The sequence below is a fragment of the Celeribacter ethanolicus genome, from assembly GCF_002407265.1.
In the GTDB taxonomy this organism is placed as follows: domain Bacteria; phylum Pseudomonadota; class Alphaproteobacteria; order Rhodobacterales; family Rhodobacteraceae; genus Celeribacter; species Celeribacter ethanolicus.
Genome location: NZ_CP022196.1, coordinates 1,120,699 through 1,145,876, shown reverse-complemented (window position 1 = coordinate 1,145,876; position 25,178 = coordinate 1,120,699). Strand labels below are relative to the sequence as shown.

Genomic DNA, 25,178 nt, shown 5'->3' with positions numbered 1-25,178 from the left:
TCCCCGATCTCGCAAGAGTGATTTCAAAAGCGTCTCTGGTGAAAATTTTGTCGAAATTCCCGGAAAACATCCGTCGCTTCTGCCGATCGGGCAGCTTCGTCGTGTGTGTGGAATGGGGAGGCGCCGGAGCGGAAGGCCCGGCGCCGTCTTTCGTCAGCGCGCGAGCACCGCGCTCAGAACCCGTTTCAGTTCGGCCTTCGGTTCCTTGGCAAGCTTGTGGCTGCGCCAGGCGACATGGTGGTCGGGGCGCACCAGAAGACAGCCCGTGTCGGTGATCTCACTGGCGCGGGCCCAGTCGCCGCTGTGGTCCATGTAGGGACGGCGCGGGCCGATGACGTGGCAGGCGATTTCGAAGCCGAGTTCGGAGGAAAGCTCCTCTGCCGCCGCACACCAGGCCTCGCCGCCCAATCCCGTCAGCACGGTGAACCTGCCGTGGCCGCAAAGATCGAGCGAAGACACTTCCGCCCCGTCCGTGGCATAGAGCCAGGCATGCGGCAGGCGGGCGCCGGGCCAGGTCGTCGGCTGGTGATGCAGCTCGGCATCGAGTTCGAAATCCGGCTCCACCTGACCGTCTGTGAGCACGGCCCCGGAGCGGTAGCGCTGGTTCATCTCCACGCCATGGGCATCGAATTCGTATTTCTTGAAGGCGATGGCCTTGCGGATCGCCTCGCGCTGTCTTTCCGCCGCCGAGGTGCCGTCGCACCGGGCCTCTAGGTTCTTCTGCATCTGCACCGGGTCGACGCCTTCGCTCATGCCGAGCGCGTCGAAGATCGGGCCGGTCTCGCCGATCGACTTGTTGGCGCGGGTGACGATCTGTTTCGCCACGGGCGCCCGTTCGGCGGTGTAGCTGTCGAGCAGCGCTTCACCGGCCTGACCCTTGAGCACCATGGCGAGTTTCCATGCGAGGTTGAAACTGTCCTGAATCGACGTGTTCGACCCGAGCCCGTTCGAGGGCGGGTGCCGGTGCACGGCGTCGCCCATGCAGAACACGCGGCCTTTCGACAGTTCGGTGGCGTAATAGTTGTTCACCGTCCAGGTGTTGGCGCTGAGAAGTTCGATCTTCAGTTCCGGGTCGCCGATCAGTTGACGCGCCACGTCGGTGGCCATCTCCTCGGTCACTTTGGGTTCCGGGGCGTTGATGTCATAGCCCCAGACGATCAGCCATTCGTTCCATGGCCGCACCATGCGCACCAGACCCATGCCGATGCCGCCGACATCCGCGCCGGGCTGCATCACCCAATAGAGCACGGAGGGCCGGTGGGCGACGTATTTCGACAGATCCGCCTTGAACAGGATGTTCATCGAGCCGCCGACGCCCATCTGCCCATCGAAGGGCAGGCCGAGATGGTCGGCGACCAGCGATTTCGCGCCGTCCGCGCCGATGAGATATTTCGAGCGGATGGTGATGTCCTTGCCCGACAGCCGGTCGCGGCAGGTGGTGGTCACACCGTCATCGTCCTGTTCGTGGCGCAGGTATTCGGTCGACATTTTCGCCTGCGTGCCGCGCGAACAGGCGGTTTTGAACAGGATCGGTTCCATGAAGGTCTGCGGCAGGTCGTTCATCGTCGAGGGCGAGGACATCTTGTGCTCCGCCGCCGAGAGCGGATGATTGCCCCAGGCCTTCATGCGGCCGATTTCTTCGCCCGCAAGGCTTTCGCAAAAGATGTTCTCGCCCATCAACTCCTTGTGGGTGGCGTGCAGATAGGCCTCGTCCTCGACCTCGCGCCCGAGATCGCGCAGCACCTCCATGGTGCGCTGGTTGGTGATATGGGCGCGCGGCGTGTTGGCGAGCCAGCGGTAGCGGTTCACCACCATGTTCTCGATGCCGTAGCTCGACAGCAGCGCGGCCGTGGCCGAGCCGGCGGGTCCGGTGCCGATGATGAGGACATCCGTTTCGTAATCGGGCATATGCGTCTCCTCCCTAAGTGACGTCTGTGCGGTTCTGATGCGCGGCTGGTGTGCGACAGGTGTGGACCTTCGTGACGGTTGGGCTCCTCTTCCCGGAAAGCGTCGATCCACCTCATTATGGCCAGATTAGGGGTGCAAAATTTCTGTGGCTTTTAATCTGCATCTGGATAATATCTCATTTTGTTATGAAGATAGACAGTGAACATCTCGAAATCCTGGCCATGATCGTCGAAAAAGGCGGTCTGACCGAGGGGGCGGAGGCGATGGGCAAGTCCCAACCTTCCGTGTCGCGAACCATTTCCAATTTCGAGAAGCGGCTCGGCATGCCGTTGTTCGAACCGGGGCGGAGGCCCCTGACGCCGACGGAATTTGGGCGAAGCCTGGCCGAGATCGGGGGGCGGATTCACAATCTGAACCGCGAGGCCAGCGTGCTGGCCGAAAATTTCCGCAAAGGCCACGCCGGGCATCTGCGCATCGGCGGCACGCCCTTGTTCATGGACGGGGTGATCACCACCATGCTGGCCGAGTTTCAGGACCGGATCGGCGGCGCGCAGTTCGAACAGACCTATGGCTATTTCGAAAGCCTTGTGACCAAGCTGCGCAATAAGACGCTCGATCTGGCAATCCTGCCGATGCAGGTCCGGCATGTGCCGCTCGATCTGGATTTCCAGCCGCTGCTCGAGGGCCGCAATGTCATCGCCTGTCGCAAGGGCCATCCGCTGACCCGTCGCGGGCCGATCACCCTGTCGGAGATCGACGCCTATTCCTGGGTCGCGCCGCCCGCCGACAGCCCGCTGTTCCGCGACCTGAAGCGCGCCATCATTTCCATCGGCAGCGAGAACTTCCAGTTCACCTTTTCGGGCGGCACGCTGGCTTCGATCTCGTCCTTTCTGGCGCGTTCCAACTGTCTGACGGTATTGCCTTATTCCGTGGTCTACCTGATGCAGGGGCAGGGCAATATCGTCTCTCTTCCGATCAAGGTCGAACACCCGGACCGGGCTCTTGGCGTGCTCACGCGCAAGGGCGAAAACCTCGCGCCGGTGGGGAAGGCTTTGGTGAAATTCCTGGCCTCGGAATGCGACCATCTGGAACGGCGGATGGAGCGGGAAAACCAGCTTTCCAGGCGCCGTCCCTGATCAGGGTGCCGATCCGACGGGCAGGGCCTGAATGGACGGCAAATCGGGCAGGGGCCGGGCGGCCAGTTCCTCCGCCCCGTCGCCTTCGATCCCTGCCATGGCGAGCAGCCGGGCGATGATCGGAACCTTGCTGTCCGCGCTCTGTCGGCCTTCTGTGATGGCAAGACTGACGCCGATGATGGCATGGCAACTCAGCCGCCAGACCAGCGCCGGATCGGTGGCGCGAAATCGCCCGGCGGCGACGGCATTGGTCAGATCGCGGATCGCAAATGGCCCCATGCAACGAAACAACGCGTCCGCGATCACCTCGGAGCGCGGCAGCATCTGTTGCCAGCGCGGATCGGTCGTGGCGGTGTCGAGCACGGTGCGAATGCCGAAAGCGTAGACCTGTGCCGGATCCTCGAACGTGTCGGTGACCGTCTCGATCCGCATCGCCAGTTCCTGCATCAGGCTTTCGAGCACGGCGAGGGCAAGTTCATCTTTGGATTTGAAATAGTTATATACCGTGCCTGCGCCCACATCGGCGCGCTCTGCGATTTCCAGCATGGTCGCCGCGTCGACGCCTTTTTCCGCCATGATCGCGCGTGCCGCTGCGATCAGCGCGGCGCGGTTGCGCCTCTGCCGTCGGGCAACGCGGCCCTCTGCCTTCGGGGCCGTTGGGGATGCGGTGTCTGTCTCGGGCATCGGCTCTCTCCGTTCATAATCGAATCATATTCACTTTTGCCTCCGGGCTCAACACGGCGCTCAACACGGGGCGCAGCCTCCGGTGCGCGTCTCGACCACCTCGTGGCCGGTAAAATCTCAATGTGATCAAGCCTCTGGTTGTGAAAGTAAATGACGAAAACTCAAAGTTGACGAATATTCATTTTCTTGCAACGCTAAAGGCATAGGTCGGCAAAGCCCACGGGAGGACGGGGCGCCGGCGGAGGAAAATCGCATTTCGGCATAGGCCGCAGCGGGAGACCGCTTCAGGGAGGAAATCATGACCGCATCGACCCAAAAGGTCGGTCTTCGGACCGATGTCGCTATCGTGGGGGCGGGGCCTGTGGGCACGCTTCTGGCCATTCTGCTCGGCAAGGCTGGCAGGAGGGTCACGCTGATCGAACGCTGGTCGCAGCACTACCCGTTGCCGCGCGCGGTGACTTTCGACCACGAGATCGCCCGCATTCTCGCCACCCTCGGCATCGACGCCGAGAACGATCCGGCGATCAATTACCACGATGAGCTGTATTACTGGCGCAACCGCGCGGGGGAAAACATCCAGATCGTCGATTGGCAGAGCCAGTCGGCCTCCGGTTGGCGGGTGCGTTATTGGTTCAATCAGCCGGAGCTGGAGAAGCGGCTTCTGGCGATTGCGGCCGAATTGCCGGAGGTGACGATCCGGCGTGGCTGGAGCGGGGTGGGGCTTGAGCAGGACGCGGAGGGCGTGACATTGACCCTGCGCCGTACCCCCGAGGAAGTCGGTCCCGAGGGCGAGACCTGCGAGGTTCGGGCGCAATTCGTCGCAGGCACGGATGGCGCGAACAGTTTCGTGCGCGAGGCTCTGGGGCTGGAGAGCGAGGACAAGGGCTATTACTTCGACTGGCTGATCCTCGACATGATCCCGCAGTTCGATTACGTCGCCGCCCATCCGGAGCAACCGGCGCAATGGCAACTTTGCGATCCCGCGCGGCCGACCACCGTGGTGCCGGGCGGCCCGGGGCCGGTGAGCGGCGGGCCGGACCGGCGACGCTGGGAATTCATGGTGCTGCCCGGCGAGGACGGGCAGGCGCTGCAACAGCCGGAGCAGGCGTGGAAGCTCATGGCGCCCTGGGGGCTGACGCCGGAGAATGCCGAACTGGAGCGCGCTGCCGTCTACCGGTTCCAGGCGCGCTGGGCCCGGGACTGGCGCAAGGGGCGCTGTCTGATCGGGGGCGATGCCGCCCATCTCATGCCGCCGTTCGCGGGCGAGGGCATGTGCGCGGGACTGCGCGACGCGGTGGCGATGGCCTGGCGTCTGAACGGCATTCTGGAGGGGCGCCTGCCGATGGATGTGCTCGCCAGCTACACCACGGAACGCATGGCGCATGTGCGGCATTACATCGACTTCAGCCAGATGCTGGGCGAGATCATCTGTATCGACGACGCGGCGCAGGCCGCCGCCCGCGACGCCCGGATGATCACCGATCTGGAGGCGCGCGGTCACACACCGGTGCCGACCGACATCTGCCAGCTCGGGCAGGGGCTCTGGGACGAGGGCAGCGCCTATGCCGGAGAATTGTCGGTGCAGGGCATCGTCGAACATGCGGGGCGGCGCGATCGTTTCGATCAGGTCGTCGGACAGGGCTGGCTGCTCCTCGGTTATGAGGCCGACCCGGCGGCGGGGCTGAGCGCAGCGCAGAGGGCACAGTTCGACCGGCTCGGCGGTAGGTGCGTGACGCTGGTGGCCGAGGGCGGGGCGGCGGATGTGGTCGATGCCGAAGGTCGCTTCGCAACATGGCTGAATGCGATCGGGGCACGTTACGTGCTGATCCGGCCGGATTTCTACGTCGCCCTGACCGCGCGAGATGTCGATGATTTGCAGGATAAATTCAGCAATATCATGAGGTTGATGGGGGGCGTCGGAGCGCTGGATCTGGCGGCGCAATAGCGGAAAACCGGGCTTTCGGAGGTCAGGAATATGTGTCTGAATACTTAACATTATGTTATGTAATTCTGAGCGCATGCGATCCATTGCCCGGATTTTCTCTCTATCGTCAGTGCGGGAAGAGGACCGAAACATGACAGATCACATGACGACATTCACCTGTGCGCTTAACCCGGCGCGCATCGTGTTCGGGGCTGGCAAACGCAGTGCGGTCGCCTCCGAACTCGACCGGCTCGGCGTGACCCGCGCGCTGGTGCTGTCGACCCCGTTTCAGAAGGCGGATGCGGAGGCTCTGGCCGCGGAACTGGGGGCTCTGGCCGCGGGGGTCTTCGCCCATGCGGCCATGCACACGCCGGTCGAGGTGACGCAAACCGCCATGGCAGCCTATGCGGCGGCGGGGGCCGACGGGGTGGTTGCGCTCGGCGGCGGCTCGACCATCGGACTGGGCAAGGCCATCGCCTATCGCAACGACTGCCCGCAGCTCGTGGTGGCGACGACCTATGCCGGATCCGAGGTGACGCCCATTCTGGGCCAGACCGAAAACGGCGTGAAAACCACGGTGCGTGCAGGGTCGATCCTGCCGGAAACGGTGATCTACGATCCCGATCTGACGCTTGGCCTGCCGGTCGGCATGTCTGTGACATCGGGGCTCAACGCCATGGCTCATGCGGTCGAAGGCGTCTATGCGCAGGACCGCAATCCGATCGCCGCGATGATGGCCGTCGAGGGCGTGCGGGCGCTGCGCGATGCGCTGCCGGCGATCGTCAGGACGCCTGCGGATGCGGCGGCACGGGGCGCTGCGCTTTATGGCGCCTGGCTTTGCGGTACGGTGCTGGGCTCCGTCGGCATGGCGCTGCATCACAAGCTTTGTCACACGCTGGGCGGGTCTTTCGATCTGCCTCATGCGGAGACCCATTCGGTCATGCTGCCTCACACGGCGGCTTATAATGCCGGGGCCGCGAAGACGGCCCTGCAACCGCTCGCCGATCTGTTCGGCGGCGATCTGGGAGCGGGGCTCTGGCAGTTTGCCAAAGACCTCGGCGCGCCCATGTCCCTGCGCGATCTCGGTCTGGAGGAGACCGATCTCGACCGTGCGGCGGATCTCGCGGTGCAGAACCCTTACTGGAATCCGCGCCCGGTGGAGCGGGACGCGATCCGGGCTCTTCTGGGGCGGGCCTGGGAGGGGGTGCCGCCCGAGAGCGGGACATAACAAAAAGATAAGAAAAGCATAAACCTTAGGGAGGAGACACATGCTTTCACGACGCACATTCCTGAAAACCGGGGCGGCCACGGCGGCGGGCGCTCTGGCGATGCCGGCGCTGGCCAAAAGCGGCCCCATCAAGATCGGCTATGTCAGCCCGCAGACCGGGCCCTTGAGCGGTTTCGCGGCGGCCGATGCCTATGTCATCGAGACTTTCGTCAAGACCGCCCGGGCGCAGGGCGTCGAGGTCGAGGTGATCGTCAAGGACAGCCAGTCGAACCCGAACCGGGCCGCCGAGGTCGCCCGCGAGCTGATCGTGCGCGACGAGGTCAATCTGATCTGCGTCGCCTCGACGCCGGAAACGACGAACCCGGTCTGTACCATCGCCGAGGCCGAAGAGGTGCCGGTGATCTCCACCGTCGCACCCTGGCAGCCGTGGTTCATCGGGCAGCAGGGCAATCCCGCCGATCCGGCGAGCTGGCAGGACTTCGATTACGTCCATCATTTCTTCTGGGGGCTCGAGGACAACGTCCAGGTCTTCATGAACATGTGGGACATGATCGACAGCAACAAATCCGTCGGCGCGCTCTGGCCCAATGACGGCGACGGCAATGCCTGGGCCTCCGACGTGGGGATGCCGCCGGCGCTGGCAGGGGCGGGGTACACGCTCACCGACACCGGGCGCTATCAGAACCTGACGGACGATTTTTCCGCCCAGATCAACGCGTTCAAACAGAATGACGTGCAGATCCTGACCGGAATTCCGATCCCGCCGGATTTCACCACCTTCTGGACTCAGGCAAAACAGCAGGGCTTCCAGCCGAAGATGGTCTCGGTCGCCAAGGCGCTGTTGTTCCCGGAAAGCGTCGCCGCCCTCGGGCCGCTAGCGCATAATCTGACCTGCGAGGTCTGGTGGTCGCCGATGCACCCGTTCACCTCGTCCCTGACCGGTCAGAGCTGTGCCGATCTGGCGGGCGAGTTCGAAGACTATGCGGGCCGTCAGTGGACCCAGCCGCTGGGCTTCATCCACAGCTTGTTCGAAGTGGCGATGGATGCGATCAGGCGCGCGGACGATCCGACCGACGGCGATGAGATGGCGGAACTGATCGGGACGACAAACATCGACAGCGCTGTGGGCAAAATCCAGTGGGGCCGGGACAACGTGCCGCCTTTCGCCAAGGCCAATGTGTCGAAAACCCCGCTCGTGGGCGGTCAGTGGCGGATGCAGGACGATGGCGGGTTCGATCTTGTGATCGTGGAGAACGGGCTTGCGCCCGAGATCGCGCTGACCGGCGCGCTCGAGACCCTGAGCTGAGCCCGACCCGAGACGGAACCGGCTGGTGGTTTCGACCGCCAGCCCTCCCACAAGAGGCCCACATGAGGCAAGACATGTCCCTTCTTACACTCGACCGTGTGTCGAAATCCTTCGGTGCGCTCAAGGTCGCCGACGCGGTCTCCTTCGAGGTTGCGCCGGGCGAGGCCCTGGGCATCATCGGGCCGAACGGCGCGGGGAAATCCACGTTGTTCAACCTGATCACCGGCAATATCGCGCCCAATGCGGGGCGCATCCTGTTCGACGGTGCGGATGTCACGCGCAAGCCGCCGATGAGCCGGGTGGCGGCGGGCATCGGGCGGTCTTTCCAGATCCCGCAGCCGTTCAGCCATCTGAGCGTGTTCGAAAACCTTCTGGTTGCAGCCAATTTCGGCGGCGGCCATCACGGTCCCCATGCGGCGGCGCTCTGCATGGATATTCTCGAGCGCACCGGGCTTGGCGGTGTGGCGGATGCCACCTCCGGCGGGTTGTCGCTTCTGCAACGCAAGCGGCTCGAACTGGCGCGTGCCATGGCGACCTCGCCCAAGCTCATCCTGCTCGACGAGATCGCGGGCGGGCTGACCGAGGCGGAATGCGGCGCGCTGATCGAGACCATCACATCCATTCACGCAGAGGGCACGGCGATCATCTGGATCGAACATGTGCTGCATGCGCTCACCTCCGTGGTCGAACGGCTCATGGTGCTGAATTTCGGCAAGATGCTGATGATCGGCGAACCGGATGCGGTGATGGCCTCGCCCGAGGTGAAGGAGATTTATCTGGGGATCGACGTATGACCGACACTGTGCTTTCCATCCGAAATCTGACCGCCTTCTATGGCGATTTTCAGGCCTTGTTCGGGGTCGATCTGACTTTGAGACGCGGTCGGGCGCTGGCAATCATCGGCGCCAATGGTGCGGGCAAATCGACGCTGATGCGGGCGATCACCGGCATTCTGCCGAGCCCGGCCGAGGCGATCACGCTGAAGGACCGGCCCATCGGCGCGCTGTCGGCGCCGGAGGTGTTGGAGGCCGGCATTTCCATGGTGCCGGAGGGGCGGCGGCTTTTCCCGTCGCTCACGGTCGAGGAAAATATCCTGATCGGCGCACACAGCCGTATTGGCAATGGCTATTGGACGCTGGAGGCGATCTACGATCTCTTCCCGGTCCTGAAGGAACGCCGGCACAATCCCGGCACGGCCCTGTCGGGCGGGCAGCAGCAGATGGTCGCCATCGGGCGGGCGCTGATGTCCAACCCGGACGTGCTGCTCTGCGATGAGATCTCTCTGGGTCTCGCCCCGGTGATCATCCGTGACATCTACGCCGCTTTCCCGCGCATCCGCGAAAGCGGCGCGTCGGTCATCGTGGTCGAACAGGACATCGGGCAGGCGCTCAAGGTCGCCGATCATGTCTTTTGCATGATGGAGGGCCGGATCACACTGAGCGGTGCACCCGGAGATCTGTCGCGCGATGCGATCCACGACGCCTATTTCGGAGTGAGCGCATGATCTGGGTCGATACCATTGTTCAGGGCATCCTTCTGGGCGGGCTTTACGCGCTGTTCGCGGCGGGGCTGAGCCTTGTGTTCGGGATCATGCGACTGGTGAACCTCGCACATGGCGATCTCATCGTGCTGGCGGCGTTTCTCATCCTGACGGTTGTCAATCTTCTGGGCCTGTCGCCGTTCGTGGCGGTGCTGATCGCGGTGCCGGTGATGTTCGCCATCGGCTGGGCGCTTCAGACCTATGTGCTGAACCGTGTGCTGGGCGACGACATCCTGCCGCCGCTTCTTGTGACCTTCGGACTGTCCGTGGTGATCCAGAACGGCTTGTTGGAAGGCTTTTCCGCCGACAGCCAGAAGCTGTCCGCCGGTCCCATCGAGGCGGCTTCCCTGCCACTTGGCCCGATCACCGTGGGAGTCATGCCGCTTTTGACGCTGATCTCCGCCGTGGTGGTGATCTTTGCTCTCAACCGGTTGTTCTACCGCACCAAACTGGGCCGCGCCTTTCGTGCCACCTCGGACGATGCGGTGACGGCGGGGCTCATGGGCATTCGTCCGCGCAATGTTTTTGCCATCGCCACGGGCATTGCCATGGTCGTCGCCACCATCGCGGCTCTGTACCTCGGCATCCGGGCGAATTTCGATCCCTCCATCGGTCCGGCACGGCTGATCTACGCCTTCGAAGCGGTGATCATCGGCGGTCTCGGCTCGCTCTGGGGCACACTCGCGGGGGGCATTCTGATCGGGGTGGCGCAGGCGCTGGGCGCCGCCGTCAATCCCGAATGGCAGATCCTCGCGGGCCATGTCGCCTTCGTGCTCGTTCTTCTGATCCGTCCCCGCGGGTTGTTCCCGCGCGCCAATGACTGAGGGTTCACGATGACCACTTCTTCCAAAATCACCCTGACACGCGCGTTCATGGCGCTGGTTTTCGTGGCGCTCGTCTGCGTGCCGGTGATCGGCTCGCGCGCCATGGTGCAGGACCTGTTCATGGTGCTCACCCTTCTGGTGCTGGCGCTCAACTGGAACATGCTGGCGGGCTTCGCGGGGCTCGTGTCCGTGGGGCAGCAGGCTTTCGTCGGCGTCGGTGCCTATGCCATGTTCGGTGGCGTGATCCTCTGGGGCTGGGACCCTTTGCCCGCGATCCTTCTGGGCGGGCTGGCTGCGATGCTCCTGTCGCTTCCGATTGCGTTTTTCACCTTTCGCCTGAACGGGGCTTATTTCGCCATTGGCACATGGGTTTCGGCCGAAATCGTCCGACTCTCTCTGGCCCAGTGGAAAGCACTGGGCGGCGGCACCGGCACCTCTCTGCCCAAGGGCACCACCAAGGACATGCTCGGCGTGGCGCAGATCAAGGAGCTTCTGGGGGTCTCGTCTTCGGCGGCGTCCGATGCGCTGACCTATTGGCTGGCGCTGGCATTGGCGACGGTGACGCTTCTGGCGGGGTACCTGTTCCTGCGCTCGCGCATGGGGTTGGGGCTTCAGGCGATCCGCGACAATGTCGAAGCGGCACGTTCGGTGGGGGTCGACCCCTTGCGGCTCAAGGCGCTGGTCTTCGTGCTCACCGCCTTCGGCACCGGGCTCTGCGGCGCGCTTCTGTTCATCCAGATCACGCGGGTCAGCCCGGATGCGGCGTTCTCGGTCGTGGACTGGACCGCCTTCGTCATCTTCATCACCGTCATCGGCGGCATCGGCACCTTGCCCGGCCCGGTCGTGGGGGTGCTCGTCTTCTACATCCTGCAACGCGCGCTCGCGGATTACGGCACGGTCTATCTGATCGTGCTGGGCCTCATCGGCATCGTCATCATGCTGTTCGCGCGCAAGGGGCTTTGGGGGATGTTCACCGAAAAGACGGGGATCGAGCTTCTGCCGCTGCGGCACAGAGCGCTGCCGCGTTCCGACACCTGATAATCCTGTAACAGAAAAAGGGGAAACCCATGACCGATTATTTCACCGAGGAAGGCTCCGTCGAGGCCGTCAATGCCCGTATGGGGGCTGACATCGACCCGCGTCTGAAAACCGTGATGGGGGCGCTGGTCAAGCATCTGCACGCCTTCGCCAAGGAGGTCGACCTGACCCAGGAGGAATGGGACTTCGGCATCGACTTCCTGACCCAGACCGGCCAGATCTGCAGCCCGGAGCGGCAGGAGTTCATCCTCTTGTCCGACGTGCTGGGCTTTTCCATGCTGGTCGATGCGATCAACAACCGCCGCCCGGCGGGGGCGACCGAAAACACCGTGTTCGGTCCGTTCCACGTCGCCGATGCGCCGATCCGCAAGATGGGGGACAATATTTCTCTCGACGGCAAGGGGGAAAGCTGCCTCTTCCTCGGCAAGGTCATCGACATTCATGGAGAGCCGATCGAAGGCGCCTGTGTCGATGTCTGGTCCGACAATGCCGACGGGTATTACGATGTGCAGCAGCCCGACATCCAGCCCGCGTTCAACAATCGGGGCCGGTTCATCACGGAAGCGGACGGGGCCTACAGCTTTGTCGGTATCAAACCGGTGAGCTATCCGATCCCGGATGACGGGCCGGTCGGCAAGATGCTGGGCCAGCTCGGGCGGCATCCCTACCGTCCGGCGCATATGCATTTCATGGTCACGGCCCCCGGCTTCAAGACCATCGTCACCCACACCTTCGTGGGCGATGACAGCTATCTGAACGACGACAGCGTGTTCGGCGTCAAGGAAACGCTGGTCGCGCCGTTCGAGCATGTCAAAGCCGAGACGGAGTGGCGGTCGCCCTTCGATTTCGTCATGGTTGCAGACTGAGGAGGGTGCGATGCCATTGCTGTCCATCGCCATTGACCACGCGCTCTGGCAGGCCCGGCAGGAGGCGCTGATGGCGGCCTTGCCCGATCTGCGCGCCATGCTCTGCGAACGGCTCACGGTCGCGCCGGATTTCGCGCATCTGACGGTTGTGCCGGTCTTCGGCCTGCCGGATCAGTCACAGGTCAATGCCGATCTGCGGGTGTTGGGCAAGGCGGAGCGCGGCCCCGAGGTGCTTGAGGATGTGGCCGAGCGCCTGCAGGTGCGGCTCAGTGCGATTTGCGACAGTCGTGCCAGTGTGCGGATCACGGTGATGGACCCCGGGGGCTATTTCGCCCGTCGTTGACAATCCAGAGGCTGACAATCCGGACCCTGAACATCAAAAGAGCGCGGGGGGCCGCGCTCTTTTTCCGTTTTCCAATCCTGAAAGCCTCAACCCGCCAGAAGGGCTGCGTTGCCGCCCGCCGCCGTGGTGTCCACACAAAGGTGGCGTTCATGGGCGACATGGGCCTTGTCGGGCCGCGCGGTGATCAGGGGCAGGATCGCCCCGTCGCGCGAGGCCAGCGCCTTGGCCAAGCCCCGTGCCGTCTCGGCATCGCCCCACCAGAGCGCGGCGGAGAAGCCATTGAGCGCGGCAAGGTCTTTCGCCGAAAGCGTCCCGCCAAAAGCGATGGCGATCCCGCCCAGAGCCTTGACCGCCGCAGCCTGCGCCTTGGCCGCTTCCGCCCCCGGCCCGAGGCAGAGCACGGCCGGGCGGGTGTAGAAGGCGAGACGGTTCATCTCGCCGGTCGGCCCGGGCATCAGACGCTCTTCGAGCTTGGTCTCGACCGGGTTGGCCAGCGCCTCGCGCAGCGCCTTGAGATCGGCCCCGCGTTCGAACCGACCGGCTTCGGCAAGACCCGGTTCCGGGGCGAAGAAGCGCGGCAGGTAGAGCGGACCACCGGCTTTCGGACCCGTGCCGGAGAGGCCTTCGCCACCGAAAGGCTGGGAGCCGACGACCGCGCCGATCTGGTTGCGGTTGACGTAGATGTTGCCGGCATGGATCGCCTCGGAGATGTTCTGCACGCGGTCGTCGATCCGCGTGTGCAGCCCGAAGGTCAGGCCAAAGCCACGGGCGTTGACCTCGGCGACGATCTTGTCGAGATCGCGGGCCTTGAAGGTCGCGATGTGCAGAACCGGGCCGAAAATCTCGCGTTCGAGATCGTTGATGCCCGAAACTTTAAGCATCGTCGGCGCCACAAACGTGCCCTCGGAGGGCGCGGCGATCTGGTGCATGATGCTGTTGGATTTCTGCGCCACATAGCCCGCGATCTCGTCGCGTGCTTCGCGGTCGATCACTGGGCCGACATCCGTGGTCAGGTCCCACGGGTTGCCAACTGTGAGCTGATCCATCGCGCCTTTGATCATCTCGATCACATGCGGCGCGCTGTCTTCTTGCAGGTAGAGGCAGCGCAGCGCGGAACAGCGCTGACCGGCGGATTGGAACGCGGAGGCGACGACATCGCGCACGGCCTGTTCGGACAAAGCGGTCGAGTCGACGATCATCGCATTGAGCCCGCCGGTTTCCGCGATCAGCGGCGTGCCCGGTTCGAGATGCTCGGCCATGGTGCGGTTGATCCGCTGGGCCGTGTCGGTGGAGCCGGTGAAGACCACGCCCTTGACGCGCTTGTCCGAGGTCAGCGCCGCACCGACGGTCGCCCCGCGCCCGGTCAGCAGTTGCAGAACCTCACGCGGCACACCGGCCTCATGCATTAGCTCGACCGCCTTGGTGGCGATGATCGGAGTCTGTTCGGCGGGTTTGGCGAGCACGGCATTCCCGGCCATCAGCGCGGCAGCGATCTGACCGGTGAAAATCGCCAGAGGGAAGTTCCACGGGCTGATCGCGGTGAAGATGCCGCGCGGGCTGCGGGGGCTGGTTTCGCCTTCCTGTGCGTAGTAGCGCAGGAAATCGACCGCCTCGCGCAGTTCGCCAACGGCGTCGAGCAGGGATTTCCCGGCTTCTTTCGCGAGAATGGCGAAGAGCACGCCGTAATTGGCCTCATAGAGATCGGCGACACGACGCAGCACGGCGGCGCGCTCGGCGGCGGGGGCGGTCCAAGGGCGGGCGTTGTCCAAGCCGGCCTCGACGGTGGCTTTGTCGGCCTCGATCACCTCGCCGATGGTCTCGCCCGTGGCCGGGTTGGTCACCGGCTGGGCCGTGCCAGAGGGGGCGGCGACGGTGAGCGGGTGCGCATTGGGCAGGGCCACATCGCGGGCGGCGAAGATCTCTGCCAGAACGCCATCGTCGGTGAGATCCCAGCCTTTCGAATTGACGCGGTCGCCGCCGAAGATCTGCGCCGGATGCACAAGGCCCGAGGGGGCTTTGGCGGTCGCAATGGCGTCGAACGGGTCCTTGGCGATGTCTTCGGGGCGCACGTTTTCGTCGACGATCTGGTGCACGAAGGAGGAGTTCGCGCCGTTTTCCAACAGGCGACGGACGAGATAGGCCAGAAGGTCGCGGTGCGCGCCACAGGGTGCATAGATGCGGCAATGCCCGCCGGTTTCCTTCAGCACGATGTCATGCAGACGCTCGCCCATGCCGTGCAGGCGCTGGAACTCAAAGGGACGGCCCTCGGCAAGCTCCATGATGGTCGCAACCGTATGGGCGTTGTGCGTGGCGAATTGCGGGAAGATGTGATCGCCCATGCCGAAGAGTTTCCGGACGAGGCAGGCATAGGACACATCGGTGGCGGTTTTCGAGGTGAACAGCGGGAAGCCCGGCTGGCCGGTGACCTGCGCGAGTTTCATCTCCGTGTCCCAATAGGCGCCTTTGACCAGACGGATGTTGATCTTGCGATCATAGCGTTTCGCCATGTCGTAAAGCGCATCAATCGCCGGGGCGGCGCGTTTTCCATAGGCTTGAACCACCACGCCGAACCCTTCCCATCCGGCGAGATAATCGTCGGAGAGCACGGCTTCGATCACCTTGAAGGACAGGACCAGACGGTCCTGTTCCTCTGCATCGACATGGAACCCGATACCCGCGTCTTTCGCCTGACGGGCCAGACGGGTCAGAACCGGCACCAGTTCGGACATCACGCGCGCTTCCTGCGCCACTTCGTAGCGCGGGTGCAGGGCGGAGAATTTCACCGAAATGCCGGGGTTCTCGACGATCGTGTCATGAGCGGCATGTTGGCCGATGGCGGTAATGGCGTCGGCGTAATCCTTGGCGTAGCGATCCGCATCGGCCTTGGTCCGGGCCGCTTCGCCCAGCATGTCGAAGGAATAGGTGAACCCCTGTTTTTCGCGGGTTTCGCCACGTTTCAGCGCGCTGTCGATGGTCTCGCCCAAGACGAACTGACGGCCCATTTCTTTCATCGCACGCCCGACGGCGGCGCGAATGACCGGCTCGCCCAGACGTTTGACCGCGCCGCGCAGCGTTCCCGCCACACCGGGTTGATTGTCGTCGAGCACCTTGCCGGTGAGCATCAAAGCCCAGGTGGAGGCGTTCACCAGCGAGGAGGCGGCGGTGCCGATGTGTTTGTTCCACTCCGACGGCGCGATCTTGTCTTCGATCAGCGCGTCGATGGTAAAGCTGTCCGGCACGCGCAACATCGCCTCGGCCAGACACATGAGCGCCACGCCTTCGCGGGTCGAGAGCCCGTATTCGGCAAGGAAATGCTCCATCAGTGTCGGCTTGGCCTCGGTGCGGATGCGTTTCACGAGGGTGACGGCGCGGGTGGAAATCGCGGCACGGGTTTGTGGCGAAATTGCGGCCTCTTCGATCAGCCGATCGAGCAACTGATTCTCAGAAGCGTATTTCGCGGCAAAGCCAAGGGCAGGGAAGGAGGGAAGAGCCATGTTGACCTCTGGAACTGGAATTTCGCCACATATACCGGGTAATCTGTAGACGAAGGCTCTAATTTTGAAATATGGATAGACGATATGACCTAAATTCAGGGGAAGTTTAGTATGAATTTCGAATTGGACGCCACCAATCAGAAAATTCTCGAGGCACTCGTCGCCAATGCCCGGATCCCGATCACGGAACTGTCTAAAAAGGTAGGTCTGTCAAAGACCCCCGTCACCTATCGCATCAAGCAGATGGAGGATGTCGGGCTGATCACCGGCTATCGCGCGATCCTCTCTCCGCTCAAGCTCGGGCTCACCAATGTGACCTATATCGAGGTGCGGGTGTCGGATACGCGCCAAAAGGCTTTGGAAGACTTCAACGCGGCGGTGCGAAGCATTCCCGAGGTCGAGGAATGCTACATGATTGCCGGGGGGTTCGACTACCAGATCAAGTTGCGCTCGCGGGATATGGCACATTATCGCGAGATCATGGCCGAGAAAATCTCCGCCCTGCCGCATATCAGTTCGACCACGAGCTACGTTGCCATGGAGGCTGTGGTGGAACAGAGTTGGCTCAATCTTTGAGGGGCGCTTTGGGTGGTCCGCGAACGATCCCGGACCTGCTGCGACCAAGGGGCCGGGACGGGGTTTCACGACGGAATTTCGACGCGGTGCAGCGCCATTTTACGCTGCTTTGCAGCATGTTAACCAGAAAGGTGTATTTCAAATTATGGTTAGATTGAGACACATCAACGTCGATTTTTGGGCTATGATGTAAAATATAGACGTTTAACACAAATGGCTCTGATCTCTCTGCTGCGGGGGCTTTATAGGGATCAGGGGTTAGGAGGGGGAGATGGGCTCCAACGTGAAGCGGTTCGATCCGCAATTCAGTCTTGCATCCAATGAAAATCGTGCTGCGCAAAAGGTCGTTCTGGTCGCGGGGGGAGCTGGGTTCATCGGGTCCAACCTGTGTCGGCGGTTGCTGGCGCAAGGGGATCGGGTGATCTGCGTCGACAATCTCGAAACCGGGCGGCTGTCGAATATCGGCGCGCTCATGCCGGAGCCGGAGTTCCGGTTTTTCCTGCATGACATCGTCGAACCGTTCAGCATCAAGGGGCATGTCGACCGGATCTACAATCTGGCCTGCCCGGCCTCGCCGCCGAAATACCAGAAAGACCCGATCCACACCTTCCAGACCTCGGTCATGGGGGCGCTCAACCTGCTTGAACTGGCGTCCAGAAAAGGTGCGCGCGTGCTGCAATCCTCGACGTCCGAGGTCTATGGCGACCCGGATGTCTCGCCGCAGAACGAGGAGTATCGCGGGCTGGTGAACACCATGGGGCCGCGCTCCTGCTATGACGAGGGCAAACGCGCCGCCGAGACCCTGTTCCACGACATGCATGTGACGCGCGGCGTCGATGTGCGCGTGGCGCGGATTTTCAACACCTACGGGCCGCGGATGGACCCGGAGGACGGGCGGGTGATCTCCAACTTCATCGTGCAGGCGCTCAAGGGTGAGCCGATGACGATTTACGGTACGGGCGAACAGACGCGCTCCTTCTGCTATGTCGACGACATGCTCGACGGGCTGATGACACTGATGGAATGCGAAACCTGCGGCGCGGTGCCGGTCAATCTCGGCAATCCGGGCGAATTCACCATGAACGAGCTGTCGCGTCTGGTGCAGAAGATGATCCCGGAACATGGCGGCGCGGTGTATTGTGATCTGCCGAAAGACGACCCGCGGCAACGCCGTCCCGATATCACGCGGGCGAACACCTTGTTGAATTGGGAACCCAAAGTGTCGTTGCGCGTGGGGCTGGTGCCGACGGTCAGCTATTTCAGCAAGGAACTGGAACTGTCCCAGGCGCATACCAATGCGGGCAATGTCGTCAACCTGATCGCGGGGGGAGGTGCGGCATGACACAGTTTCCGTCCAGACCCGCACGCGTGCTGGTCACCGGTGGCGCGGGCTATATCGGGTCGCATTGCTGCAAGGCGCTGAGCCGTGCAGGGATGGTGCCGGTGGTCTATGACAACCTGTCGCGCGGCCATGCCGATGCGGTGCGCTGGGGGGCCTTCATGAAGGGCGATCTGCGGGATCGTGCGCGGCTCGTGCAGGTGCTCAGGGACGAGCGCATCGACGCGGTGATCCATTTCGCGGCCTTCGCCTATGTCGGCGAGAGCGTGCATGAGCCGCAGATGTATTACGACAACAACGTCGGCGGCATGATTGCATTGCTGGGGGCGATGCAGGAGATGGGCGTGAAGACGCTGGTGTTCTCTTCCTCCTGTGCCACCTATGGTGTGCCGACGCATATGCCGATCGACGAGACCATGGCGCAGGCGCCGATCAACCCCTATGGGCGTTCGAAGCTGATCTGCGAATGGATGATGGAGGACGCCGCCACGGCTTGGGGGCTGAGCTATGCGGCTCTGCGCTATTTCAACGCGGCGGGGTCGGACCCGGAGTTCGAGCTTTCCGAACGTCACGATCCGGAAACCCATCTCATCCCGCTGGCGCTGATGGCTGCCGAAGGCACGGGCGCGCCGCTTCAGGTCTTTGGGACGGATTACCCGACGCCCGACGGCACCTGTGTGCGCGATTACATTCATGTCGGCGATCTGGCGCGGGCCCATGTGCTGGCGCTGGATGCACTGCGGGCAGGGGCGGGACCGCTCAAGCTCAATCTGGGCACCGGCAAGGGCACATCCGTGCAGGAGATCCTCGATGCGGTCGAACGGGTGACCGGACATGCGGTGCCGCATATCGACAGTCCGCGGCGCGCGGGCGATCCGCCGGAACTTGTGGCCAACCCGGCCCGGGCGCGTGAGGCGCTGGGCTTCGAGGCGCAATGGACCAATATCGACGAGATCGTCGGCCATGCTGCACCGTGGTTTGCCGAACGGCCCGTGGGGGCGCCGAAGGTCGCCTGAGTGATGACCAAGCCTGTGGTGAAACAGCCCGTGAGGGAAAAGCCAGTCGCCCCGAAGGCGAAGCGCCGTGTGTGCCGTCATCCGGCGCTTGCGCCCCGGTCGATGCTGACCCCGCTGTTTTCGCGGCGGCGCAGGCTCTGGTACGGCTTTCTGGCGGGGCTGTGGTTTCTCGCCTCGCTGTGGTTCTGGACTTGGTGGTTCCAACCCGCGCATATCGGCGGGGTGGGGCGGTTTGCGCTGATCACCCTCGGGCTGGTCTGGGTCTGGAGCATGCAGGCCTATTTCATGGTGATTTTCCTTGCGGCGCATCGCTCCGCCGCGCCCGATCCCGAGCCGGGGCAGTACCGGGTGGCGATGATCGTGACCAAGACGCCCTCGGAACCCTTCGAGGTGATCCGGCCCACGCTCGAAGCGATGTTGGCGCAAGATTATCCGCATGACACATGGCTCGCCGATGAAGCCCCGACGCCCGAGGTCACCGACTGGTGTGCCGCCCATGGGGTGCATATCTCCTCGCGCAAGGATCTCGAGGCGTATCATCAAAAGGAATGGCCGCGCCGGACGCGCTGCAAGGAGGGCAATCTGGCCTATTTCTACGACACATGGGGCTATCGGCTTTACGACATCGTCTCCCAGCTCGACTCGGATCATGTCCCTGCGCCGGGATACCTGCGCGAGATGGTGCGTCCTTTTGCCGATCCGGAGGTCGGCTATGTCTCCGCCCCCTCGATCTGTGGCGCCAATGCGAAAGGCCACTGGGCGGCACGCACAAGGCTTTATGTCGAGGCGGCCTTCCATGGCATCTTTCAGGCGGGCTATACCCGGCTTCTGACGCCGATGTGCATCGGCTCGCATTATGCGGTGCGCACCAGGGCGCTGAAAGAGGCGGGCGGTCTCGGGCCGGAGCTGGCGGAGGATCACTCCACCACCATGCTGATTTCGGCGGCGGGGTGGCGTGGGGTTCATGCCATCGACGCCTTCGCGCTGGGCGACGGGCCGGCGACGCTGCCCGATCTGGTGACGCAGGAGTTCCAGTGGTCGCGCTCGCTCGTCTCGCTGTTGCTGCGCTATACGCCCGATTACCTTCCGAAGCTGCCGCTCCGGCTCAAAGCGCTCTTCCTGCTCTGCCAGCTCTGGTACGTGTTCTTCGCGCTCGCCATGGCCATGGCCTATGTCGCGCCGGTTCTGGCGGTGCTGTTCGATTTCACTTATGCCGATGTCACGTACCCGTCCTTTATCGCCCATGGTTTCCCGATGGCGCTGATCCCGCTTGTGATCGTGCGGGGGCTGAAACGCGACGGGTTGTTGCGACCGATGAATGCGAAGATTCTCGCCTGGGAGAAAATCCTCTTCGTCGCCCTACAATGGCCATGGGTGCTTTGGGGCGTTGCCATGGCGGTGCGAGATCGGATTTCCGGGCATTTCGTGGATTTCCGCATCACGCCCAAGGGGGCTGCGGCACAGGCCACTATGCCAATGCGGATCATCATGGTGTACGCGGTTCTGGCGCTGGGCGCGATCCTTCCGGTCATGCTGCGCGCGCATCTCGTGGTGGCGCCGGGGTTCTATCTTTTGACGCTGTTGAACGCGGTGATCTACGTCATCCTGCTTGCGGTGGCGATCCTTCACCATGTGCGGGAAAACCATATCAGATTGCGGAATTTCACCCCGAAACTCGCAATGCAAAGTGCTGTTTTGATAATGATCATGGCGTTTTTTGCCAATTCTGTTATCCTGAGGGGACAGATGGGTCTCCTTGCCCTGTCTTACGGACTCGAGCCTCTGCAAGTGATGAAAGTCGAGTACGTGGTCGCCGGTGCGGGTCAGGGCCAGCCGGGGGATGTGCATCTGGAATTCGCACCGGAATGGTTTGGGGACCTAGCGCCCTGAAAGGGAGGGAGCGATGCTGACGATGTCGACAAAACGGATGATGAAGGCGCTGGGCGCCGGTCTTGGAATAGGGGTCCTGTCGGGGCTTCTGAGCATGGGCTTTGCGCAATCGCCGCCGGGGCAGGTGCCGTTCGGGGTCTATGACCCGGACGGGGATTTCTCCCGCGACGATGCGATCACGGTCGAACATCTGTTCCTGCCGTGGGAGGACGTGTACCTTCCGTCGCTGAACGATGCCGACGCCTATGCGCTCGAACGTCAGCGCGCGCTGCTGGTGACGCTGGAGCCTTGGACCTGGTCGCGCAGCGAACGCAACACCGCGCGCTACCTGCGCGAGGGGATTTTCAATGGCACTTATGACGGCAACATGCATGCGGTCTGTCAGGTTCTGGGCACGCTGAAAAGCCCGGTGACCCTGCGGTTCATGCATGAAATGGACGACGAGAGCGGCCAATTCATCTGGGCAGGCTGGAACCCCGACGACTATATCGCCGCCTACCGTCGGATGACGGATCTCTGCAAGGAAGATGCGCCGAACATCAACCTGATGTGGTCGCCACTGGGCGATGAGAAAATGGCGCAATACTATCCGGGTGACGACTATGCCGATCTCGTTGGCCTGTCGGTCTTCGGTCTTCAGGCTTGGGATCAGGCGAAATACGGTCATGACCGGACCTATGACGAGATTTTCGCGCCGCGTTATGAACGGGCGCAGGCCTTCGGCAAACCGGTCGTGGTCGCCGAACTCGGCTATGTCGGTCAGGCGGGTTACGTCGAAAACTGGAAGAACACGGTGCGGGCCGAAAATGCCGATTATCCGGCTCTGGTCGGTGTCGTCTACTTCAACTACCCGGAAGTCTACCCGTGGCCGGAAGGCTTCGGACAGCCGGACTGGCGCGTCAAGAACCAGGTTCTCAAATGACCTGATCTTGGGCGTTATGCTCTAAATTGCGACAGAGACGAATGGGCGGCGAAAAACCGCCCATTTCTTTTGTTTTGTGCAACGTATTGAAGATATTTTATTTTATCTGGATCACATTCGTCATCCGTGTCTGACACAATGCTGCCATGCTTGTGTCGAACTCATGACCTTCTTGACCTGTAACCTCGTTTTTACCAATCACGGGGTAACGAGAGAACGACGGACCTGTCTCTGCCCCTGTGCTGGACGAGGCCGCGCAAAGGAGGCAGAGCAATGTTCGTGTTTACGAAATCCATTTCCCATGTGTACAGCAAAGATGTGTGCAGCAAAGGTGCTCTATCCAAGGCGGTTCTGACTGCCGCGTTCGCAATGGCTGTGATGGCTGCGGGGGATCCGGTATTGGCCTCGCAGACGGGGACGAGCGCGCAAAAGACCACGGTCGGTGGCAGCGGCGGCACCCGCTTCGACTGGCTCGCAGGTGGCAAGGATGTCGCGGATGCCGGCATGACCACGACGGCCCCGACACCGCAAGGCTCCGGCTCCTGGATTTGTTCGCCTGCCGGCTTCGGCAACCATTCCCGCTGCTATCGCCGCTGATTTCGACAGTTTGGGGCGGCAGGGGGCTACGGTCCGAGCCGTGACCTGTGCCGTACCAATCGCGAGAGAAACTTCGGGTGAGTGCCTGAGCTCTTCTGCTGTGTCAGATCTGTTTGAAAAGAGCGCAGAACAGAGTGCTGTGGAAACAGGCGCTGTTTTTCATTGCGAGTTTTATTTCGAGCGCTGGTTTGAACCCTGTGCGGGTTTGGGCTCCGTCGGGCCGGTTCTGTTTCGTCCTGGCTGTTCTCTTTGGCCTGTGTCAGAGGCAACCGCGACATCGCTGACAGAGTGTCGTCCGACAGGGAGGTTCCTGCTGTCGGACCGGGACGCGGAGGCTGCGAAGGTTCGCGCCGGAAGGATCGCACGAGGGGCGCGGATCAGAACCAGGCGATTTCCCCGGAGTCGTCTTCTGAGAGGGCGAAAGGCGCGTCGATATTGTCGAACAGTTTATGGGCGAGGTGGCGCAGCCGGATGACCTCGCTCAAAGGGTTGATTTCCACCAGTTCCTGTTCGGCCTGGCCGGACAGATGCCCCATCACCCGTTGCAGATCGTCAAGCGTCTGATGCAGGCGGTCGATTGCCTGAAGGCTGCGTTGCACCGCCGGGGAGAGGCTCTTGGCTTCCGCAAGTGTCGGCCCCAGCGCAATCTGGACCTCCGCCGCTAGGATGACCAGAGTCACCATTTCATCCTGAATGCGCTTGTTCAGCGTTTTCAGAGGAATGGATGCTGGTTCGCTCGAACTGTCTTGCGGTAGGGAATGTGCTGGGATCGGCGACATCAGAGTTTTCCCACGATAGCTTCGATCGCGGACCTCAGCCCGTTCGGATCAAAGGGCTTTTTCAGGAAATTGTTCATTCCTAGGCGTTTGCCCATATCAATAATCTCTCGGTCGGCACGCCCCGTGATCAGCAAAAATCCGATGCCGCGGGTGGGGCCATTCGTGCGCAGCGCATGCAGAAGCTGAAGCCCATCCATACCGGGCATGTTGTAATCCGAGATCACAAGATGCACCGGGGTGGTTGCGAGTTTCTGCAAGGCGGAGGGCCCGTCTCCCGCGCTTGCCACATTGCGAATGCCGAAGGAATCCAAGGCGTTGGTGATAAGCCCGCGGCTCGTGGACATATCATCGACGACCATGACGCGAAGTTGATCTCGAAGTGCCATCAGACCGTTCCTTTTTGGGCCTGTGCCTCAGTCGTGGAGAGGAGCAGGGTGTTCGATTTCGTTTTGTAGGTGGTGACGCCGGCATTTTCGAAAAGCGGTGCCGCGCTTTCGCTCAACCGCTCTGAATGTCCGAGCATCAGCCAGCCTCCGGGTTCGAGAATGCCGGCAAAACGCCGGAACAGCCGGGCTTGCGTCTCTTCGTCGAAATAGATCACGACATTGCGACAGAAAATGGCGTCGAATTTGCCCTTCATGGGCCATTCTGCATGCAGGTTGAGCTGTCGGAACGCGACCATGTTGCGAAGCTCCGGTTTGAGGGTCAACGCAATCTCGCCGTCCTGTTCGGAACTCGTGCAGAAGGCTTTGATTATCTCGTCGCTGAGACCCGTGGTCAGGGAGCCGATATACTGCGCGCTTTTCGCCCGCACGAGGACCTCAGGGTCGATATCCGTCGCCAGGATCTTGAGATCCTTCTTGGCGAGGTCCGGGGCTTCCTTCAGGATTGTCATGGCGATGGAATAGGGTTCCTGCCCGTTCGAGCAGCCCGCCGACCAGATCCGGGCCTTGCCGCCCGCCGCAAGTTTTTTACGGAGATGCGGGATGATGGTGGTACTCAGATAGTCAAAGTGATGGTTTTCCCTGAAGAAATGCGAGACGTTCGTGGTCAGCGCCGAGATGAAATTCTCCATCTCCTGCTTGTCGTTCGAGGTCTCCAGAAAATCCAGATAGGCGTCGAAGCTCGGGATGTTCAGGGCGCGCAGACGACGGCTCAGACGGGATTTCACCATCGAGACCTTGGATTGGGCAAGCACGATGCCCGCCTCCCTGGACGCGATGGCGACGATTCGGGCAAAGGCCCGATCCGAAATGGCGCTCGCCATCCTGGGACGTCCGCTTATGGGGGACAACTCGCTCAAGCGACCTCCTCGCCCTGCGGCGGCATGACAGCTTCCAGATCGAGAATACGGATCATCCGGCCGTCGACGATGGTCAGGGCGGATACGAAGGTGCGGGCTTCGTCTGCGGCGAGGTCGGGCGGCGGCTGCATCTCCTCGGAGGGGATGGCGAGAATGTCGGACACGGCATCGACCATGAGACCGGCGGTACGTTCCCCGAGGTCGACCACGATGATGACGTTGCGTTCGGAATCCTCACCGGTCTGCAATCCGAGGCGCGCCGACAGATCGATGATCGGCAATACGGTGCCGCGCAGGTTGATGACCCCTTTGACGAAGAAGGGGGCATGCGGCAGGGAGGTCGCCTTGGCGGAGCCGCGGATTTCGCGGACGGACATGATGTCCACCGAGTAGTCCTGACCGCCGACGCGGAAGGACAAGAGTTCGATAGACGATGAGGAAGTCAGTTTGTCGTTGTCGGTCATT

The 25,178-nt window shown here is 62.5% G+C and carries 23 protein-coding genes; 16 read left to right on the top strand and 7 right to left on the bottom strand.

The window, feature by feature from the left end:
* Positions 1 to 153 precede the first annotated feature (153 nt).
* The gene (locus tag CEW89_RS05515; protein ID WP_096805203.1) at positions 154 to 1,908 is read right to left on the bottom strand and encodes an FAD-dependent oxidoreductase; all 1,755 of its coding nucleotides are present in this window, start codon (positions 1,906 to 1,908) and stop codon (positions 154 to 156) included.
* A 185-nt stretch (positions 1,909 to 2,093) separates the two neighbouring features.
* On the opposite strand from CEW89_RS05515, the gene CEW89_RS05510 reads away from it, so the two are divergent.
* A complete protein-coding gene (locus CEW89_RS05510; protein WP_096805202.1) occupies positions 2,094 to 3,044 on the top strand; it encodes a LysR family transcriptional regulator in 951 nt (316 codons plus the stop codon).
* On the opposite strand, the gene CEW89_RS05505 is transcribed toward CEW89_RS05510, so the two are convergent.
* Positions 3,045 to 3,728 carry a TetR/AcrR family transcriptional regulator gene (locus CEW89_RS05505; RefSeq protein ID WP_066704860.1) on the bottom strand — a complete coding sequence of 228 codons (684 nt, stop codon included), beginning with the start codon at positions 3,726 to 3,728 and terminating at the stop codon, positions 3,045 to 3,047.
* A gap of 298 nt (positions 3,729 to 4,026) precedes the next feature.
* On the opposite strand from CEW89_RS05505, the gene mhpA reads away from it, so the two are divergent.
* The 9 genes from mhpA (at position 4,027) to CEW89_RS05460 (ending at position 12,797) form a co-directional block, all read left to right on the top strand.
* Entirely contained in the window at positions 4,027 to 5,673 is a 1,647-nt protein-coding gene (mhpA, locus tag CEW89_RS05500) for a bifunctional 3-(3-hydroxy-phenyl)propionate/3-hydroxycinnamic acid hydroxylase MhpA (protein ID WP_096805201.1), read from the top strand.
* A gap of 130 nt (positions 5,674 to 5,803) precedes the next feature.
* Positions 5,804 to 6,880: a maleylacetate reductase gene (locus CEW89_RS05495; RefSeq protein WP_244906163.1), complete on the top strand. Its 1,077-nt coding sequence runs from the start codon at positions 5,804 to 5,806 to the stop codon at positions 6,878 to 6,880.
* A gap of 40 nt (positions 6,881 to 6,920) precedes the next feature.
* Complete coding sequence (locus CEW89_RS05490) at positions 6,921 to 8,186, top strand: ABC transporter substrate-binding protein (RefSeq protein ID WP_096805200.1); 1,266 nt, start codon at positions 6,921 to 6,923, stop codon at positions 8,184 to 8,186.
* 74 nt (positions 8,187 to 8,260) lie between these two features.
* Positions 8,261 to 8,980 carry an ABC transporter ATP-binding protein gene (locus tag CEW89_RS05485; RefSeq protein ID WP_096807137.1) on the top strand — a complete coding sequence of 240 codons (720 nt, stop codon included), beginning with the start codon at positions 8,261 to 8,263 and terminating at the stop codon, positions 8,978 to 8,980.
* Positions 8,977 to 9,690 carry an ABC transporter ATP-binding protein gene (locus CEW89_RS05480; protein WP_096805199.1) on the top strand — a complete coding sequence of 238 codons (714 nt, stop codon included), beginning with the start codon at positions 8,977 to 8,979 and terminating at the stop codon, positions 9,688 to 9,690. The genes CEW89_RS05485 and CEW89_RS05480 overlap by 4 nt, the downstream gene beginning before the upstream one ends.
* On the top strand, positions 9,687 to 10,550 hold the full coding sequence (locus tag CEW89_RS05475) for a branched-chain amino acid ABC transporter permease (protein ID WP_096805198.1): 864 nt from the start codon (positions 9,687 to 9,689) through the stop codon (positions 10,548 to 10,550). Before CEW89_RS05480 ends, CEW89_RS05475 begins: the two co-directional genes overlap by 4 nt.
* 9 nt (positions 10,551 to 10,559) lie before the next feature.
* A complete protein-coding gene (locus CEW89_RS05470) occupies positions 10,560 to 11,588 on the top strand; it encodes a branched-chain amino acid ABC transporter permease (RefSeq protein WP_096805197.1) in 1,029 nt (342 codons plus the stop codon).
* A 29-nt stretch (positions 11,589 to 11,617) separates the two neighbouring features.
* Positions 11,618 to 12,454, top strand: a complete 837-nt coding sequence (locus tag CEW89_RS05465; RefSeq protein WP_066704870.1) for a dioxygenase family protein — start codon at positions 11,618 to 11,620, stop codon at positions 12,452 to 12,454.
* Between the two features lie 10 nt (positions 12,455 to 12,464).
* A complete protein-coding gene (locus tag CEW89_RS05460; protein WP_096805196.1) occupies positions 12,465 to 12,797 on the top strand; it encodes a hypothetical protein in 333 nt (110 codons plus the stop codon).
* An 86-nt stretch (positions 12,798 to 12,883) separates the two neighbouring features.
* On the opposite strand, the gene putA is transcribed toward CEW89_RS05460, so the two are convergent.
* Positions 12,884 to 16,291, bottom strand: coding sequence for a bifunctional proline dehydrogenase/L-glutamate gamma-semialdehyde dehydrogenase PutA (gene putA, locus CEW89_RS05455; RefSeq protein WP_096805195.1), 3,408 nt, complete (start codon positions 16,289 to 16,291; stop codon positions 12,884 to 12,886).
* A gap of 111 nt (positions 16,292 to 16,402) precedes the next feature.
* Here putA and CEW89_RS05450 point away from each other — a divergent pair, with 111 nt between their 5' ends.
* The 6 genes from CEW89_RS05450 to CEW89_RS05425 all read left to right on the top strand — a co-directional run bounded on the left by CEW89_RS05450 (position 16,403) and on the right by CEW89_RS05425 (position 22,631).
* A complete protein-coding gene (locus CEW89_RS05450; protein WP_066704876.1) occupies positions 16,403 to 16,867 on the top strand; it encodes an Lrp/AsnC family transcriptional regulator in 465 nt (154 codons plus the stop codon).
* Positions 16,868 to 17,138: 271 nt separating this feature from the next.
* On the top strand, positions 17,139 to 18,209 hold the full coding sequence (locus CEW89_RS05445; protein WP_081423813.1) for a UDP-glucuronic acid decarboxylase family protein: 1,071 nt from the start codon (positions 17,139 to 17,141) through the stop codon (positions 18,207 to 18,209).
* Entirely contained in the window at positions 18,206 to 19,222 is a 1,017-nt protein-coding gene (gene galE / locus CEW89_RS05440; protein WP_066704878.1) for a UDP-glucose 4-epimerase GalE, read from the top strand. The genes CEW89_RS05445 and galE overlap by 4 nt, the downstream gene beginning before the upstream one ends.
* A gap of 3 nt (positions 19,223 to 19,225) precedes the next feature.
* A complete protein-coding gene (locus tag CEW89_RS05435) occupies positions 19,226 to 21,112 on the top strand; it encodes a glycosyltransferase (protein WP_244906162.1) in 1,887 nt (628 codons plus the stop codon).
* Between the two features lie 13 nt (positions 21,113 to 21,125).
* Positions 21,126 to 22,034: a glycoside hydrolase family 26 protein gene (locus tag CEW89_RS05430; protein ID WP_096805194.1), complete on the top strand. Its 909-nt coding sequence runs from the start codon at positions 21,126 to 21,128 to the stop codon at positions 22,032 to 22,034.
* A gap of 273 nt (positions 22,035 to 22,307) precedes the next feature.
* Entirely contained in the window at positions 22,308 to 22,631 is a 324-nt protein-coding gene (locus CEW89_RS05425; RefSeq protein WP_096805193.1) for a hypothetical protein, read from the top strand.
* A gap of 377 nt (positions 22,632 to 23,008) precedes the next feature.
* Here CEW89_RS05425 and CEW89_RS05420 read toward each other — a convergent pair whose 3' ends face one another.
* The 4 genes from CEW89_RS05420 to CEW89_RS05405 are packed head-to-tail and all read right to left on the bottom strand — an operon-like array spanning position 23,009 to position 25,177.
* Positions 23,009 to 23,410 carry a hypothetical protein gene (locus tag CEW89_RS05420; protein WP_157779765.1) on the bottom strand — a complete coding sequence of 134 codons (402 nt, stop codon included), beginning with the start codon at positions 23,408 to 23,410 and terminating at the stop codon, positions 23,009 to 23,011.
* The gene (locus CEW89_RS05415) at positions 23,410 to 23,796 is read right to left on the bottom strand and encodes a response regulator (RefSeq protein WP_096805191.1); all 387 of its coding nucleotides are present in this window, start codon (positions 23,794 to 23,796) and stop codon (positions 23,410 to 23,412) included. The genes CEW89_RS05420 and CEW89_RS05415 overlap by 1 nt, the downstream gene beginning before the upstream one ends.
* Positions 23,796 to 24,677, bottom strand: coding sequence for a CheR family methyltransferase (locus CEW89_RS05410; RefSeq protein WP_096805190.1), 882 nt, complete (start codon positions 24,675 to 24,677; stop codon positions 23,796 to 23,798). Before CEW89_RS05410 ends, CEW89_RS05415 begins: the two co-directional genes overlap by 1 nt.
* Positions 24,678 to 24,709: 32 nt before the next feature.
* Complete coding sequence (locus CEW89_RS05405) at positions 24,710 to 25,177, bottom strand: chemotaxis protein CheW (RefSeq protein ID WP_096805189.1); 468 nt, start codon at positions 25,175 to 25,177, stop codon at positions 24,710 to 24,712.
* Between the last annotated feature and the right edge of the window lies 1 nt (position 25,178).